This is a genomic window from Bradyrhizobium sp. (assembly GCF_036735945.1).
GTDB lineage: Bacteria > Pseudomonadota > Alphaproteobacteria > Rhizobiales > Xanthobacteraceae > Bradyrhizobium.
This window is the reverse complement of the sequence record NZ_DAINNI010000121.1, coordinates 1-14,319: the sequence shown is the minus strand read 5'-3', so window position 1 is coordinate 14,319 and position 14,319 is coordinate 1. Positions and strand designations below refer to the sequence as shown.

The 14,319-nt window shown below is 65.8% G+C and carries 16 protein-coding genes; 8 read left to right on the top strand and 8 right to left on the bottom strand.

Features of this window, described 5'->3' with window-relative positions; all coding sequences use genetic code 11:
* The 8 genes from V7E26_RS24955 to V7E26_RS24920 form a co-directional block, all read right to left on the bottom strand.
* Nucleotides 1–251: ABC transporter substrate-binding protein (locus V7E26_RS24955; protein ID WP_324421509.1), on the bottom strand; the 251-nt coding region annotated here is incomplete at its 3' end.
* Nucleotides 252–420: 169 nt separating this feature from the next.
* Complete coding sequence (locus V7E26_RS24950) at nucleotides 421–1,167, bottom strand: ABC transporter ATP-binding protein (protein WP_324421507.1); 747 nt, start codon at nucleotides 1,165–1,167, stop codon at nucleotides 421–423.
* Nucleotides 1,164–1,997 (bottom strand): ABC transporter ATP-binding protein, encoded by an 834-nt coding sequence (locus V7E26_RS24945; protein ID WP_324421505.1) that lies wholly within the window; start codon nucleotides 1,995–1,997, stop codon nucleotides 1,164–1,166. Before V7E26_RS24945 ends, V7E26_RS24950 begins: the two co-directional genes overlap by 4 nt.
* Nucleotides 1,994–3,262, bottom strand: coding sequence for a high-affinity branched-chain amino acid ABC transporter permease LivM (livM, locus tag V7E26_RS24940; RefSeq protein WP_442893474.1), 1,269 nt, complete (start codon nucleotides 3,260–3,262; stop codon nucleotides 1,994–1,996). Before livM ends, V7E26_RS24945 begins: the two co-directional genes overlap by 4 nt.
* A 59-nt stretch (nucleotides 3,263–3,321) precedes the next feature.
* On the bottom strand, nucleotides 3,322–4,239 hold the full coding sequence (locus tag V7E26_RS24935) for an ABC transporter permease subunit (RefSeq protein ID WP_324421501.1): 918 nt from the start codon (nucleotides 4,237–4,239) through the stop codon (nucleotides 3,322–3,324).
* A 276-nt stretch (nucleotides 4,240–4,515) separates the two neighbouring features.
* Nucleotides 4,516–4,908 carry a carboxymuconolactone decarboxylase family protein gene (locus V7E26_RS24930; protein ID WP_324421499.1) on the bottom strand — a complete coding sequence of 131 codons (393 nt, stop codon included), beginning with the start codon at nucleotides 4,906–4,908 and terminating at the stop codon, nucleotides 4,516–4,518.
* 106 nt (nucleotides 4,909–5,014) lie between these two features.
* Nucleotides 5,015–5,797 carry a 3-oxoadipate enol-lactonase gene (pcaD, locus tag V7E26_RS24925; RefSeq protein WP_324421497.1) on the bottom strand — a complete coding sequence of 261 codons (783 nt, stop codon included), beginning with the start codon at nucleotides 5,795–5,797 and terminating at the stop codon, nucleotides 5,015–5,017.
* Between the two features lie 17 nt (nucleotides 5,798–5,814).
* Entirely contained in the window at nucleotides 5,815–7,170 is a 1,356-nt protein-coding gene (locus V7E26_RS24920) for a 3-carboxy-cis,cis-muconate cycloisomerase (protein ID WP_324421495.1), read from the bottom strand.
* Between the two features lie 160 nt (nucleotides 7,171–7,330).
* Between V7E26_RS24920 and V7E26_RS24915 the strand changes: the two genes are divergently transcribed.
* The 8 genes from V7E26_RS24915 to V7E26_RS24880 all read left to right on the top strand — a co-directional run bounded on the left by V7E26_RS24915 (nucleotide 7,331) and on the right by V7E26_RS24880 (nucleotide 14,205).
* Nucleotides 7,331–7,777: an SRPBCC family protein gene (locus V7E26_RS24915; RefSeq protein ID WP_324421493.1), complete on the top strand. Its 447-nt coding sequence runs from the start codon at nucleotides 7,331–7,333 to the stop codon at nucleotides 7,775–7,777.
* Between the two features lie 202 nt (nucleotides 7,778–7,979).
* Entirely contained in the window at nucleotides 7,980–8,465 is a 486-nt protein-coding gene (locus tag V7E26_RS24910; RefSeq protein ID WP_324421491.1) for a (2Fe-2S)-binding protein, read from the top strand.
* 36 nt (nucleotides 8,466–8,501) lie between these two features.
* Nucleotides 8,502–9,305, top strand: a complete 804-nt coding sequence (locus tag V7E26_RS24905) for an FAD binding domain-containing protein (protein ID WP_324421489.1) — start codon at nucleotides 8,502–8,504, stop codon at nucleotides 9,303–9,305.
* A gap of 35 nt (nucleotides 9,306–9,340) precedes the next feature.
* Nucleotides 9,341–10,249, top strand: coding sequence for an AAA family ATPase (locus tag V7E26_RS24900; RefSeq protein WP_324421487.1), 909 nt, complete (start codon nucleotides 9,341–9,343; stop codon nucleotides 10,247–10,249).
* A gap of 105 nt (nucleotides 10,250–10,354) precedes the next feature.
* On the top strand, nucleotides 10,355–11,560 hold the full coding sequence (locus tag V7E26_RS24895) for a vWA domain-containing protein (RefSeq protein WP_324421485.1): 1,206 nt from the start codon (nucleotides 10,355–10,357) through the stop codon (nucleotides 11,558–11,560).
* Nucleotides 11,561–11,573: 13 nt separating this feature from the next.
* Nucleotides 11,574–11,903, top strand: coding sequence for an XdhC family protein (locus V7E26_RS24890; RefSeq protein ID WP_025589337.1), 330 nt, complete (start codon nucleotides 11,574–11,576; stop codon nucleotides 11,901–11,903).
* On the top strand, nucleotides 11,900–12,604 hold the full coding sequence (locus V7E26_RS24885) for an XdhC family protein (protein ID WP_324421480.1): 705 nt from the start codon (nucleotides 11,900–11,902) through the stop codon (nucleotides 12,602–12,604). Before V7E26_RS24890 ends, V7E26_RS24885 begins: the two co-directional genes overlap by 4 nt.
* A complete protein-coding gene (locus V7E26_RS24880; protein ID WP_324421477.1) occupies nucleotides 12,601–14,205 on the top strand; it encodes a molybdopterin-binding/glycosyltransferase family 2 protein in 1,605 nt (534 codons plus the stop codon). Before V7E26_RS24885 ends, V7E26_RS24880 begins: the two co-directional genes overlap by 4 nt.
* Nucleotides 14,206–14,319 lie beyond the last annotated feature (114 nt).

The following is a 14,319-nucleotide window of genomic DNA, read 5'->3' as shown; positions in this document are numbered from 1 at the left end:
ACCGAGCGCGCCTGCTTGGGATCGCAGGCATCGTCGCCGACCTGCAGCGCGAGCTTCCTGCCGAGCACGCCGCCGGCGGCGTTGATGTCGGCCACTGCCTGTTCGGCGCCGTTCTTCATCTGCCGGCCGAACGCGGATTCGCCGCCCGTCATCGGGCCGGCCACTGCGATAGAGATGTCCTGCGCCAGCGCCGTTGTCGACAGCGCCAACGATGCGCCCAAGGCCAGGCCGATAAGTTTCAGAGATTTCATGAGAGATCCTCGCAGGTCAGTCGATTTCGGGAAATACCCGGCGGGCCCGGGTACGAAAATCCCGCCCATTGTCGGCTGATTTTATGACGAAGTCATCGGCAATTTTCGGGCAAATCCACGGCCGGCTCGCAGCATCTTGCCGCAGCGTGCAGGGCGGGCGGGCCAGCCGTTACTCCCGCCGGCCGCCTTCGAGATAGGCGGCACGGATTTCCGGGCGCTGCAGCAGTTCGCTGCCGGTTCCTGACAAGGTGATCAGGCCATTGACCATGACGTAGCCGCGGTGGGCCAGCTTCAGCGCGTGGTTGGCGTTCTGTTCGACGATCAGGACTGTCAGCCCGTCCTGCCGGTTCAGCGTCCTGATCGCATCGAAAATCTGCCGCGCGATCAGGGGCGCGAGCCCAAGCGACGGCTCGTCCAGCATCAGAAGGCGCGGCCGGCTCATCAAAGCGCGGCCGATCGCCAGCATCTGCTGCTCGCCGCCGGAGAGCGTGCCGCCGCGCTGGGTCATGCGTTCCTTCAGGCGCGGGAACAGCGCGAAGACGCGCTCCAGCCCGTTCGCCCGGTCGGCCTCGCTGGAGTCGGTGGCATCGGCGCCCATCTGAAGGTTTTCCGCCACGCTCATGCGCGGGAAGATGCGGCGACCCTCGGGCGATTGCGCAATGCGCAGCCGCGCGATCTCATGCGTCGGCACGGCGGTAATGTCCTTGCCGTCGAACTCGATGCGTCCGGAGCGGGCGCGCGGCCGGCCGAAGATCGTCATCATCAGCGTCGACTTGCCGGCGCCATTGGCCCCGATCAGCGCGACGATCTCTCCCGCGTTGATAACGATATCGACGCCCTTCAGCGCCTCGATCTTGCCATAGGCCGCGCGCAGCGAGCGGATCGCGAGCAGGGGAGTTGCAGGCGACGCGCTCACGTGCCGCTCTCCATCACCGCGATGGCTTCTTCCTCGTCGGTGCCGAGATAGGCGGCGATCACCTTGGGGTCGTCGCGGATCTGCTTCGGCGTGCCCTCTGATATCTTCACGCCATGGTCCATCACCACGACATGGTCGGAGATTTCCATCACCACGCTCATGTCGTGCTCGATCAGGAGGATCGAGGTGCCCCGGTCGGCGCGGATCGAAAGCAGCAATTCGCTCAACGCCGCGCTCTCGCGCGCATTGAGGCCGGCGGCCGGCTCGTCGAGGCAGAGCAGCGCCGGCTCGGTGCACATCGCGCGCGCGATCTCCAGCCGCCGCTGGTCGCCGTAGGGCAGGTTGCCGGCGGCGTCGTCGGCGCGATCGAGCAGCCCGATGCGGTCGAGCCAGGTGCGCGCAAGATCGATCGCGGCCCGTTCGGCCTGGCGCCAGGACGGCGCGCCGATCAGGCCGAGGAACGTCAGGCCGGAGGCGCGCATCAGCGCGTTGTGCTGCGCCACCATCAGGTTCTCCAGCGCCGTCATGCCGGGAAACAGGCGGATGTTCTGGAAGGTGCGGGCGACGCGGGCGAGCTTGGCGATCCGGAAATCGTTGAGACGTTCGAGCCGTGTCACATGGCCGTCGTCCTGCGTCAGGCGGATGGCGCCGGAGGTCGGCTTGTAGAAGCCGGTGATGCAGTTGAAGACGGTGGTCTTGCCGGCGCCGTTCGGGCCGATCAATGCGGTGATCCTGCGCCGCTCGGCATTGAAGGAAAGCTCGTTGACGGCGACGATGCCGCCGAAGCGCATCGACAGGCGATCGACGGAGAGGATCGGAGCGTCGCTCATCCGTGGCCCTCCTTGACGAGGTCGGACGAGATCGCTTGCTGGCGCTTGAGGAACACGGTCGGCGCGCGATGGCCGATCAGGCCGCGCGGCCGCCAGATCATCAACAGCACCATCGCCATGCCGAACACCAGCATGCGGTACTGGTCGAGCCCGCGGAACAGCTCGAAGCCGCCAATCATCGTGAGCGCGGCGAGCGCGACGCCGAGCTGCGAGCCCATGCCGCCCAGGACCACGATCGCCAGCACCAGCGCCGATTCCTGGAAGGTGAAGGACTCAGGGCTGATGAAGCCCTGCCTCGTTGCGAAGAACGCGCCGGCAAAGCCGCCGAACATCGCCCCGGTCGCAAACGCCGTCAGCTTGGTCGTGGTGGTGTTGATGCCGAGCGCGCGGCAGGCGACTTCGTCCTCGCGCAGCGCCTCCCAGGCGCGGCCGATCGGCAACCGGCGCAACCGGATCGTGACCCAGTTGGTGACGAGCGCCAGCGCCAGGATCAGATAGAACAGGAACACGATGCGGTGGGTCGGCGAGAATTCGATGCCGAGCAGCGCCGCCAGCCCATCGTCGCCCGGCGTGAGCGGAATACCGAACAGGGTCGGCCGCGGAATGCCGGTGACGCCGTTCGGTCCGCCGGTCAGGCTCTGCCAGTTGATGATGACGAGGCGGATGATCTCGCCGAAGGCCAGCGTGACGATGGCGAGATAGTCGCCGCGCAGCCGCAGCACGGGAAAGCCGAGCAGCACGCCCCAGAACGCTGCGAGAATGCCGGCGAGCGGCAGGCAGACCCAGAACGACAGGCCGAAATTGGTGGCGAGCAGCGCGTAGGAATAGGCACCGACCGCGTAGAACGCGACATAGCCGAGGTCGAGCAGGCCGGCGAGGCCGACCACCACATTCAGCCCCCATCCGAGCATGACGTAGGTGAGCACGAGGATGCCGAGGTCGAGAATGTAGCGCTGGTCGTAGAACAGCACCGGCACCAGGAAGGTGAACACCAAGAGCACCGGGGCGACGAAGCGTCCGGCGAGCGAGACGGCGTTCTGCACCGGGGCAGGGACGACCCGTGCGGTATCGACCGGTCCCCACCATTGCCGCAGCAGCTCGATGACGATGCTGCCGCCGAACACCGCCGCGACGATGGCGGCGAGGTCGCCGAAGCGCGTCCAGTAGGTCAACTGTCCGTCCGATCCCGCTTCGGTGCGGATACCGATCATCAGCGAGAACAGCACCAGCGCAACCAGCGCGCTGATCAGCGACTTCTTGAGGATGAAGGCGGCGCCGGGAGCGCGCGAGGTGGGGGCGGGGTTTGCGCTCACGCTATCGCCCGTCAGACTTTTTCGACTTCAGGCCGGCCGAGCAGGCCGGTCGGAAGGAAGATCAGGACCACGATCAGGATCGAGAACGCGGCGACGTCCTTGTACTCGACCGAGAAATAGGCCGACCACAGCGTCTCGATCAGCCCGATCAGAAGTCCGCCCAGCATCGCGCCGGGCAGCGAACCGATGCCGCCGAGCACGGCAGCGGTGAACGCCTTGATGCCGGCGACGAAGCCCATGAAGAAATCGACCAGCCCGTAATAGAGCAGGTACATCATGCCGGCGACCGCCGCGAGCGCCGCCCCGATCACGAAGGTCATGGAGATGGTGCGGTCGACGTCGACGCCGAGCAGCGAGGCCATGGTCTGGTCCTGCTCGCAGGCGCGCATGTCGCGCCCGAGCCGCGTGCGCGACACCAGCCAGGTGAACAGCGCGAGCAGCACCACGGTCGTGACCACGACGACGATCTGAATGTTGGAGAGCTGCACATTGAAGCCATCGGCGCCCTCATGCAGGGTGTGGCCGCCGGTGATGATCGGCGGCACCGGTTTTACGCGCGCGCCCTGGGCGACCTGCGAATAATTGGTCAGCACGAAAGACATGCCGATGGCGGAGAGCATCGGCGCCAGGCGGAATGAATGCCGCAGCGGCCGGTAGGCGATGCGCTCCACCGTCCAGCCATAGAGCGCGGTGATCGCCATCGACACCAGCAGCATGACCAGCAGGATCAGCGGAATGGCGGTGAGCCCGAACGAGATGAGGATCAGGAAGGTGATCAGGGCGATGAAGCCGCCGATCATGAAGATATCGCCATGGGCGAAATTGATCATGCCGACGATGCCGTAGACCATCGTGTAGCCGATGGCGATCAGGCCGTAGATCGAACCGAGCACGAGGCCGTTGATCAGTTGCTGGGCGAAATAATCCATGCGCTGCCGTTTTTGTCCGGGGACGCGGCGAGAGCTCCGGCAGCCCATGACGACGCGTCGTGGCGTTTTCTAACAGGTGGGAACCGGGGGCGGCAACAGCGCGGGGGGCGGCTTTATCGGCTTGTACAGAGCTTGTTCGGCAAGTGCGGTTCCAGCGCCACGGTCCGGCCATGCCTTTGCCTTGCGATCATCGCGACCGGAACCGCTGTTCCCCCGCAACCATCCCGGCGGCGCTTCGCGCCGCGTCCGGGACACGAGGGTTCGGCATCGGGGAAGCTAGGTCTTCAACATAGCTAGTTCGGCGATGATCGCGCCCGCTTCCTTGACCGCATGGTTGGCCGCCGGCACGCCGCAATAGATCGCCTGCTGCAGCAGGATTTCCTTGATGTCGTCGGGCGTGAAGCCGCCCTCGGCCAGCGCCGCACGCACATGCAGGCGGAATTCATCCCATTGCCCGAGCGCCACCATGGTGCCGATTACGAGCACGCGGCGGGTGCGGTGGTCGAAATGCGGCCGGGTCCAGATGTCGCCCCAGGCATAGCGGGTGATCAGGTCCTGGAAATCGGTGTTGAACGCGTTGCGGTTCTTGATCGACTTGTCGACCCATTCATTGCCGAGCACTCTTCGGCGCTGCGCCATGCCGTCGTCGCGGCGTTGCTTGTCGTCCATTGGTTCTCCTCCCGTCATTGCGAGGAGCGAAGCGACGAAGCAATCCATGTTTCCGCAAGCCGTGAGATGGATTGCTTCGCTTCGCTCGCAATGACATCCGTGGTTGCTAGCGTTGCGTCAGAAATCCGATCACCGCATCGGTGAAGGCGTGCGGCTGCTCGACATTGGAAATATGGGCGGCGTCGAGGATGGTCATGCTCGCACCGGGAATCCGGCTGCGCATGAATTCTCCGTCCGCGATCGTCGTCGACATGTCGTGACGTCCGGCAATGATCAGCGTCGGGTTCTTGATTTTAGGAAGAAGCTCGCGCTGGTCCAACGTCGACAGCGCCTCGCAGCAGGCGATGTAGCCCTCGACCGGCGTCGTCAGCATCATCGCCTTCATGCTGGCTGCGACCTGCGGCTGCCGCTCGCGGAAATCCGCCGTCAGCCAACCCGCCAGCACGGCGTCGGCGACCGCGGCAATGCCGCCTTCCTTCACCGCCCTGATGCGGTCGTTCCAGCGCGTCGGGTCCGGGTAATAGCAGGTGGTGTTGGCGAGGATGATCTTGCCGAACCGGTCGGGCGCGTTGGCGCCAAGCCATTGCCCGATCATGCCGCCCATCGACAGGCCGCACCAGTGCGCCTTCGCGATATTGAGATCGTCGAGGATCGCCAGCACGTCGCGGCCGAAGCGTTCCAGCGAGTAGGGGCCCGGCGGCACGCTCGACTTGCCATGGCCGCGGCGGTCGTAGCGGACGACGCGGAACACCTGCGTCAGCGCCTTCATCTGCGGCTCCCACATCTGCATGGTCGAGCCCAAGGAATTCGACAGCATCAGCGTCGGTCCGCCGTCGCGGCCTTCGACGGATACGTTGAGCAGGCAGCCGTCGGCGTCGATCATCGGCATGGGAGGTCTCCGGTGTCTTATCGGTCTTCCAGGGAAGCGAGCAGGCGGTCGATCAGGGCCTGCGAAGCGCCCTGATAGGCCATCGGCTCGAACAGTTTTGCAATCTCTTCAGTGCCGAGCTGCGCCGTGACCTTGGCATCCGCCTGCAGCACGTTGCGCAGATGCGACCTGTCCTTGACCGCCTTCTTGCTGGCGGCCTCGACCAGGTGATGCGCATCGCTCTTGCCGATCTTCCCGGCCAGCCGCATCGCCACCGCTTCGGCCATGATCAGCCCATGGGTGGCGTCGAGGTTTTGCCGCATGCGTTCGGCGTCGACTTCCAGCCCTTCCGCGATATCGACGATCGCCGCCAATCCGCCTGACGTCACCAGCAGCAGCGTCGGTAGTGTCGGCCATTCCGCGTGCCAGGGGCCGGCGCTGCGCTCGTGCTCCTGCACCTGCGCCGCAAAGATCGTCGCGGCGAGGTTGGGCGCCATGGTCGCCGCGGCCAGCGCACCGGCGGCCGCCACCGGATTGCGCTTGTGCGGCATGGTGGAGGAGCCGCCGCGGCCTTCCCCTGATGGTTCGAAGGCTTCGCCGACATCGGTCTGCATCATCAGCGAAACGTCGCGCGCTATCTTGCCGCAGGTGCCGGCAAGGATGGCGAATACCGAGGCCGCTTCCGCGATGCGGTCGCGGTGGGTGTGCCAGGGCGCATCGGGCAGGGGCAGTTTCAATTCGCCGGCCAGCCGTTCGGCGACCTGCAATCCCTTGTCGCCGAGCGCGGCAAGCGTACCGGCGGCGCCACCGAATTGCAGCGCCAGCGTCTCGCTGGGCAGGCGCCTCAGTCGCACGCGCGAGCGGTGGAGGGCCGCGGCATATTCGGCAAGCTTCAGTCCGAACGGCATCGGCAGCGCATGTTGCAGCCAGGTCCGGGCGACCACCGCCGTATCGCGGTGCCGGCGTGCCAGTCCGGCAAAGCCCGCGATCGCACGATCGATATCCGCGAGCAGGGCATCGATCCCGGCGCGCAGGCCGAGCATGGTGCCGGTATCGATCACGTCCTGGCTGGTCGCCCCCCAATGGACGTAGCGCGCGGCATCGGCATCCGCCCTGGCGACGCTGGAGGTCAGCGCCTTGACGAGGGGGATGGCGAGGTTACCGGACCTCGTCGCGGCATCGGCCAGCGCGGCGATATCGAATGATTCGGCCTTGCACGCTTTCGTGATCGACCCCGCGGCACTCTCCGGAATCACCCCGACGGCGGCCTCGGCACGCGCCAGCGCCGCCTCGAAATCCAGCATGTTCTGCAGGGTCGCGGCATCGTCGCAGACCGCGCGCATCGCAGCGCTCGACAGCATCGGGGCAAGCAGCGGGGAGAGGGGCGTACTCATCTGCGGGCGACCTAACCATCCCGGCCTCCCCATGCCAATGCCCTTGTCGCCCTGCACTTGTTGCAGGTGCGAATTTGCATTGCTTATCGCCCTTCCTTTTGCCCCGGGCGTGCTTTACTTGGGGAAATCAAGTTAAGTGTGGATCTCGGGAGGCACCCCCATGGCGATGACGATGAATGGCGAAGTCCAGCTTGCGGCGTCGCGCGAGGCGGTGTGGGCCAAGCTGAACGATCCGGAAGTGCTGAAGGCCTGCATCCCCGGCTGCGAGGAGTTGGAAAGGACCGAGGACAACGGCTTCCGCGCGACCGCCAAGATGAAGGTCGGCCCGGTCTCGGCCCGCTTCAAGGGCAAGGTCATGCTGAGCGACCTCGACCCGCCCAACGGCTACAAGATCTCGGGCGAGGGCGAGGGCGGCGTCGCCGGCTTTGCCAAGGGGGGCGCCACGGTGGCGCTGTCGGAGAAGGATGGCGGCACGCTTCTCAGCTACAATGTCGAGGCGCAGATCGGCGGCAAGCTGGCCCAGCTCGGACAGCGGCTGATCAACGGCGCGGCCAAGAAGCTGGCCGACGAATTCTTCGCCAATTTCGGCAAGGCAGTGCAGGGCTAATTTTGATCCAGAGGCTGCCCCGAGGCTGATTCCTGCGCTGCCGGCCCTGCCGAACCGGCCCCGTCAAGTCACTCAGGCCATGCTCCAGGCGAGGGGCTCCTGAGGTTGCTCATTACCGGGATGGCCCATATTATGGGCTTTGGAATGACTATAAAAACGCCTGCGCGGCTGATATGCGACTGTGCAGCCCAAGAGAGTGCTGATGGCCAAGATTTCCCTGATCGTGAACGGTAATCCCGTAAACGCCAATATCGATCCCCGTACCCTGCTGGTCCAGTTTCTGCGAGAGAATCTCCGGCTGACGGGCACCCATGTCGGCTGCGACACCTCGCAATGCGGCGCCTGCGTCGTGCATCTCGACGGCAAGGCGGTGAAGTCCTGCACCACGCTGGCGGTGATGGCCGACGGACATGAGGTCCGCACCATCGAGGGGCTGGCCGCCGACGGCGCGCCGCTGCACCCGATGCAGGAAGCCTTCCGCGAGCATCACGGCTTGCAGTGCGGCTTCTGCACCCCCGGCATGATCATGACCGCGGTGGATCTGGTTCATCGCAAGGGCAACGACCTCTCCGACCAGGTCATTCGCGAAGAGCTCGAAGGCAACCTCTGCCGCTGCACCGGCTACCAGAACATCGTTACCTCGATCGCAGCCGGCGCCAAGGCGATGGCCAAATCCGATCTCGCTTAATCGATTTTCATCGCGACCCGCGATCAGGAAGTTCTCATGTACGAATTCAAATATCATCGTCCGGCGACCGTGCGGCAGGCCGCCAATCTGCTGGTGAAGAACGAAGACGCCAAGGTGATCGCCGGCGGCCACACGTTGGTGCCGGTCATGAAGCAAAGGCTCGCCAGCCCGCCGCATCTGGTCGACCTCTCCCATATCGAAGGGCTCGACACCATCGAAATGAAGGGCCGTTCGCTGGTGATCGGCGCGACGGCGAAGCATGCCAGTGTCGCGACGTCGGCGATCGTCGGCGAAGCCATTCCGGCGCTTGCCGAACTCGCCGGCCAGATCGGCGATCCCGCGGTGCGCCATAAGGGCACGATCGGGGGCTCGCTCGCCAACAACGACCCGACCGCGGATTATCCGGCCGCCGTGCTTGCGCTCGGCGCTACCATCGTCACCAACAAGCGCCGCCTCAAGGCGGAGGAATTCTTCCAGGGCCTGTTCACGACCGCGCTCGAGAGCGACGAGATCATCACCAAGGTGATGTTCCCGCTGCCGAAGAAGGCGGCCTACATCAAGTTCCGCAACCAGGCCTCGCGCTATGCGCTGGTCGGCGTGTTCGTCGCCAAGCGGCCGTCCGACGTGCGGGTGGCGGTGACGGGCGCGGGCTCGGACGGCGTGTTCCGCGCGACTGCGTTCGAGGAAGCCCTGAAGAAGCGCTTCTCGCACAAGGTGCTGGACGGCATTTCGGTTCCGGCGGAAGGGCTCAACAGCGACCTGCATGGCAGCGCCGAATACCGCGCGCACCTGATCGGCGTGCTGACGCGGCGCGCGGTCGAAGCGGCGACGGCGAAGTAGTTGCCGATTACTGGCGCATCAAGATTGGCTGTCTCATGAGTGCATCGGCGCTGCCCAAATCCGTCGATGGGATGCTTGAGCTTCTCAACGCGCGCGGCTATTTCGCGGAGCGGTCGCTGGCGACGGTGGCCTATCTGTCGCTGCGCATGGGCCGGCCGCTGTTCCTCGAAGGCGAGGCCGGCGTCGGCAAGACCGAAATCGCAAAAGTGCTGTCGGCGGCGCTCGGGCGCAAGCTGATCCGCCTGCAATGCTATGAGGGCCTCGACGTCGCCTCCGCCGTCTACGAGTGGAGCAGCGCCGCGCAGATGATCGCGATCCGGCTTGCGGAAGCTGCCGGCGATACCGATCGCGAGCAGTTGTCTTCGGACATCTTCGCCGAACGCTTTCTGATCAAGCGCCCGCTGTTGCAGGCGCTGGAGCCTGACGTCGCCGGCGCGCCGGTGCTGCTGATCGACGAACTCGACCGCGCCGACGAGGCGTTCGAGGCGTATCTTCTGGAAATCCTCAGCGACTTCCAGGTGACGATCCCCGAATTCGGCACCATCAAGGCACCGCAGCCGCCGATCGTCATCATCACCTCGAACCGCACCCGCGAGATCCACGACGCGCTGAAGCGCCGCTGCCTCTATCACTGGGTGGATTATCCCGAGGCCGAGCGCGAGCTTGCGATCGTCAAGTCGCGGGTACCGGGCATTTCCGCAAAGCTGTCGCAGCAGGTCGTCCGCTTCGTGCAGGCGCTGCGCGACCAGGATTTCTACAAGTCGCCTGGTGTCGCCGAAACCATCGACTGGGCCACCGCGCTGACCGAGCTCGACGCCCGCTCGCTGACCCCGCAACTGGTCGGCGACACGCTGGGCGCGCTGCTGAAATACCAGGACGACATCGCGCGGATGCAGGGCGACACGCTGCAGAAGGTTTTGAAGGACGCGACGAGCGAGGGGTAGCCCTTGCCGTCATTCCGGGGCACGCGAAGCGTGAACCCGGAATCTCGAGATTCCGGGTTCGATGCTGACGCATCGCCTCGGAATGACGGGGGAGTTAGTTTTGCTATGACGGACATCGATCACCTCAACCCGCCGACCGGGCACATGGCGAACAACGTCGTCGGCTTCGCCCGCGCCTTGCGCGCGGCCGGGATGCCGGTCGGCCCGGGCTCGGTGATCGATGCGCTGAACGCGCTGCAGCTGATCGAGATCGGCCACCGCGCCGATGTCTACACCACGCTCGAAGCGATCTTCGTCAAGCGTCACGAGCATACGCTGATCTTCGAGCAGGCCTTCGACCTGTTCTTCCGCGCCGCCGAAGACTGGAAGCACATGCTGGATTCGGTGCCGCTGCCGGACCACGCCAGGAAGAAGCCGCCGCCGGCCTCCCGCCGCGTGCAGGAGGCGATGGCGCAGCCCTCGATGCGCGACGAGCAGCAGGAAGTCCAGCAGGAGGAGTTGCGGCTGTCGGTCTCCGACAAGGAGATCCTGCAGAAGAAGGATTTTGCGCAGATGAGCGCGGCGGAGATCGCCGAGGTCACCCGCGCCATTGCCAATATGAGGCTGCCGCAGGCCGAACTGCGCACCCGCCGCTACCAGCCCGACGCCAGGGGCCTGCGCCTCGACATGCGCCGCACCTTGCGCAGCAGCCTTCGCACCGGCGGCGAGATCATCGATATCCGAAAACTCGGCCGGATCGACAAGCCGGCGCCGATCGTGGCGCTGCTCGATATATCGGGATCGATGAGCGAATACACCCGCCTGTTCCTGCACTTCCTCCACGCCATCACCGACGCCCGCAAGCGCGTCTCGGTGTTCCTGTTCGGCACGCGGCTGACCAACGTGACGCGCGCGCTGCGGGCAAAGGACCCGGACGAGGCGCTGGCGAGCTGTTCGTCGTCGGTGGAGGACTGGGCCGGCGGTACCCGGATCGCCACCTCGCTGCACTCCTTCAACAAATTATGGGGCCGCCGCGTGCTGGGGCAGGGCGCCATCGTGCTCCTGATCTCGGACGGGCTGGAGCGCGAGGCCGACGCCAAGCTCGCCTTCGAGATGGACCGGCTGCACCGCTCCTGCCGCCGCCTGATCTGGCTCAATCCCCTGCTGCGCTACAGCGGTTTCGAGGCCAAGGCGCAGGGCATCAAAATGATGCTGCCGCACGTTGACGAATTCCGCCCGGTGCATAACTTGACGTCGATGGAAGGGCTGATCGAGGCGCTTTCGGCGCCACCCCCGCCGCACCACATGAGCCGCATCCGCTCGGCCGCCTGAAGGAGGGTCTTACATGCTCAACCGCGACGAAGACATTCTGCAGGCCGCCGAGAACTGGCAGAAGGCCGGCCACGGCGTGGCGCTTGCCACCGTGGTCGAGACCTGGGGCTCGGCGCCGCGACCGGCCGGCTCCAGCCTCGTCATCAATGATGACGGCACGTTCCTGGGCTCGGTTTCCGGCGGCTGCGTCGAGGGCGCTGTCGTTACCGAGGCGCTGGACGTGATCGCCAGCGGCAAGCCCAAAATGCTTGAATTCGGCGTCGCCGACGAGACCGCCTGGAATGTCGGGCTGTCCTGCGGCGGCACCATCCGCGTGTTCGTCGAGAAGGTGGGGCAATCGTGAGGCTGGAAACTCTTGCGCAAGTCAATATCGAGCGCGCCGCACGCCACCCGGTCATCGTGGTCACCGATGTCGCCAATGGCGATCAACGGCTGGTGAAGGCCAGGGACATCGCCACCGACCCGCTGAGTGCCGAACTTTCCAAACAGCTCCGGATGGGCAAGAGCGGCATGGTCGAAAGCGGCGGCAAGAAGCTGTTCCTCAACGTCTACGCGCCGACCGCGAAGCTCGTCATCGTCGGCGCGGTCCATATTAGCCAGGCGCTGGCGCCGCTGGCGCGCTCGCTCGATTACGACGTCACCGTGGTCGATCCGCGCACCGCCTTTGCCAGCCCCGAGCGCTTTCCCGATGTGCCGCTGATCGCCGAATGGCCTGACGTGGCGCTGCCGCCGCTCAACATCGATCACTACACCGCCTTCGTCGCCGTGACGCATGATCCCAAGATCGACGACCCCGCGCTGCTGCACGCTTTCGAGCGCGACTGCTTCTACATCGGCGCGCTCGGGTCGCGAAAGACCCATGCCAAGCGCGCCGACCGGCTGAAGGCGCAGGGCGCGTCCGACGCCGACATCGCGCGCATCCATGCGCCGATCGGGCTTTCGATCGGCGCGGTATCGCCGTCGGAGATCGCGGTCTCGATCATGGCCGAGATCACCGCCGAGCTGCGGCTGCCGAAAGAATCCGCCAAGGTGCAGGCAGCATGAAGTTCGGTCCCGCCAGTCCGGCCGACGCGATGGGCGGCGTCACCGTGCATACGTTGCGGCAGGGCGCGCTGGTGCTCAAGAAGGGCACCACGATCGGACCTGCCGAGGTCGAGGCGCTCAACAAGGCCGGGGTCAAGGAAATCGTCGTGGTGCGGCTGGAAGCGGGCGACGTCTCCGAGGACGAAGCCGCCGCCGGCATCGCGCAGGCGGTTGCCGGCGAGGGCGTCAATGTCGAGCGCGCCTTTACCGGCCGCGCCAATCTGTTTGCGGCGGAGGCCGGCGTGCTGGTGGTGGACCGATCCGCGGTCGATCGCATCAACGGCGTCGATGAGGCCATCACCTTTGCGACGCTCGCCGCCTTCAAGCCGGTGGTCGAAGGCGAGATGATCGCGACCGTCAAGCTGATCCCGTTCGGGGTCGAGGCGAAACTCCGCGACGCCGCGGTGGCTGTTGCAGGCAAGGGCACGCTGCGGATCGCGCCCTATGTGATCAAGCGCGTCGGCGTGGTTTCGACACTGCTGCCGGGGCTTGCGACCAAGGTGATCGACAAGACCTTGCGCGTGACCGCGGAGCGGCTGGCGCCTGCGGGTGCGAGCATCATCGCCGAGCGGCGCGTGCTGCATGACGAGGCGGTGCTGGCCGCCTCGATCAGGGAACTGCTCGGCCTCGGCGCCGAACTCGTGATCGTGTTCGGGGCGTCCGCGATCGCCGACCGCCGCGACGTCATCCCGGCCGCGATCACCGAGATCGGCGGCCGGATCGAACATTTCGGCATGCCGGTCGATCCCGGCAATCTGCTGCTGATCGGCAATGCCGGCAATGTGCCGGTGCTGGGCGCGCCGGGCTGCGCGCGCTCGCCGGTGGAAAACGGATTCGACTGGGTCTTGATGCGGCTGCTCGCCGGCCTGAAGGTCACGCGCGCGGAATTGACCGGCATGGGCGTCGGCGGCCTGCTGATGGAAATCGTGACCCGGCCGCAGCCGCGCACCCATATCGACGCGGAGGCCAACCGCAACGTCACCGCCATCGTGCTCGCGGCCGGCCGCTCGACGCGGATGGGCGGCCCCAACAAGCTGCTCGCCGAAATCGACGGCAAGAAGCTGGTGCGGATAGCCGCCGAGCAGGCGCTGGCCTCGAAGGCGTCCAGCGTCATCGTCGTCACCGGCCATCAGGCCGACCTGGTCGAGCAGGCCCTGGCGGGCCTCAACGTCAAATTCGCCCGCAATCCGGATTTTGCCGGCGGCCTCGCGTCCTCGGTCAAGGCCGGCATCGCGGCGGTGCCTGAGAATGCCGACGGTGCGATCGTCTGCCTCGGCGACATGCCGCTGATCTCCGCGAAGCTGATCGACCACCTCATCGAAACCTTCGCGCCGGACCGCGGCCATCTGATCGCGGTGCCCGTCAGCGAAGGCCGTCGCGGTAATCCGGTGCTGTGGTCGCGGCGCTTCTTCAAGGAATTGATGACGCTCGACGGCGATGTCGGCGCTCGCCATCTGATCGCCAAGCACGCCGAGGCGGTCGCCGAAGTTCCCGTCGACGGCCAGAGCGCCTTCCTCGACATCGATACGCCGCAGGCGCTGGAAGCCGCCCGAGGAACGTGAGGCATTCACCGCTGTCGTCCCGGCCTTAAGACCCTACAAATGTACCACGCACTCTGTCAGACCTCATCCTGAGAGGGGGAGAATGTTTCGCTCTCGCCCGGAGAATTTTACATT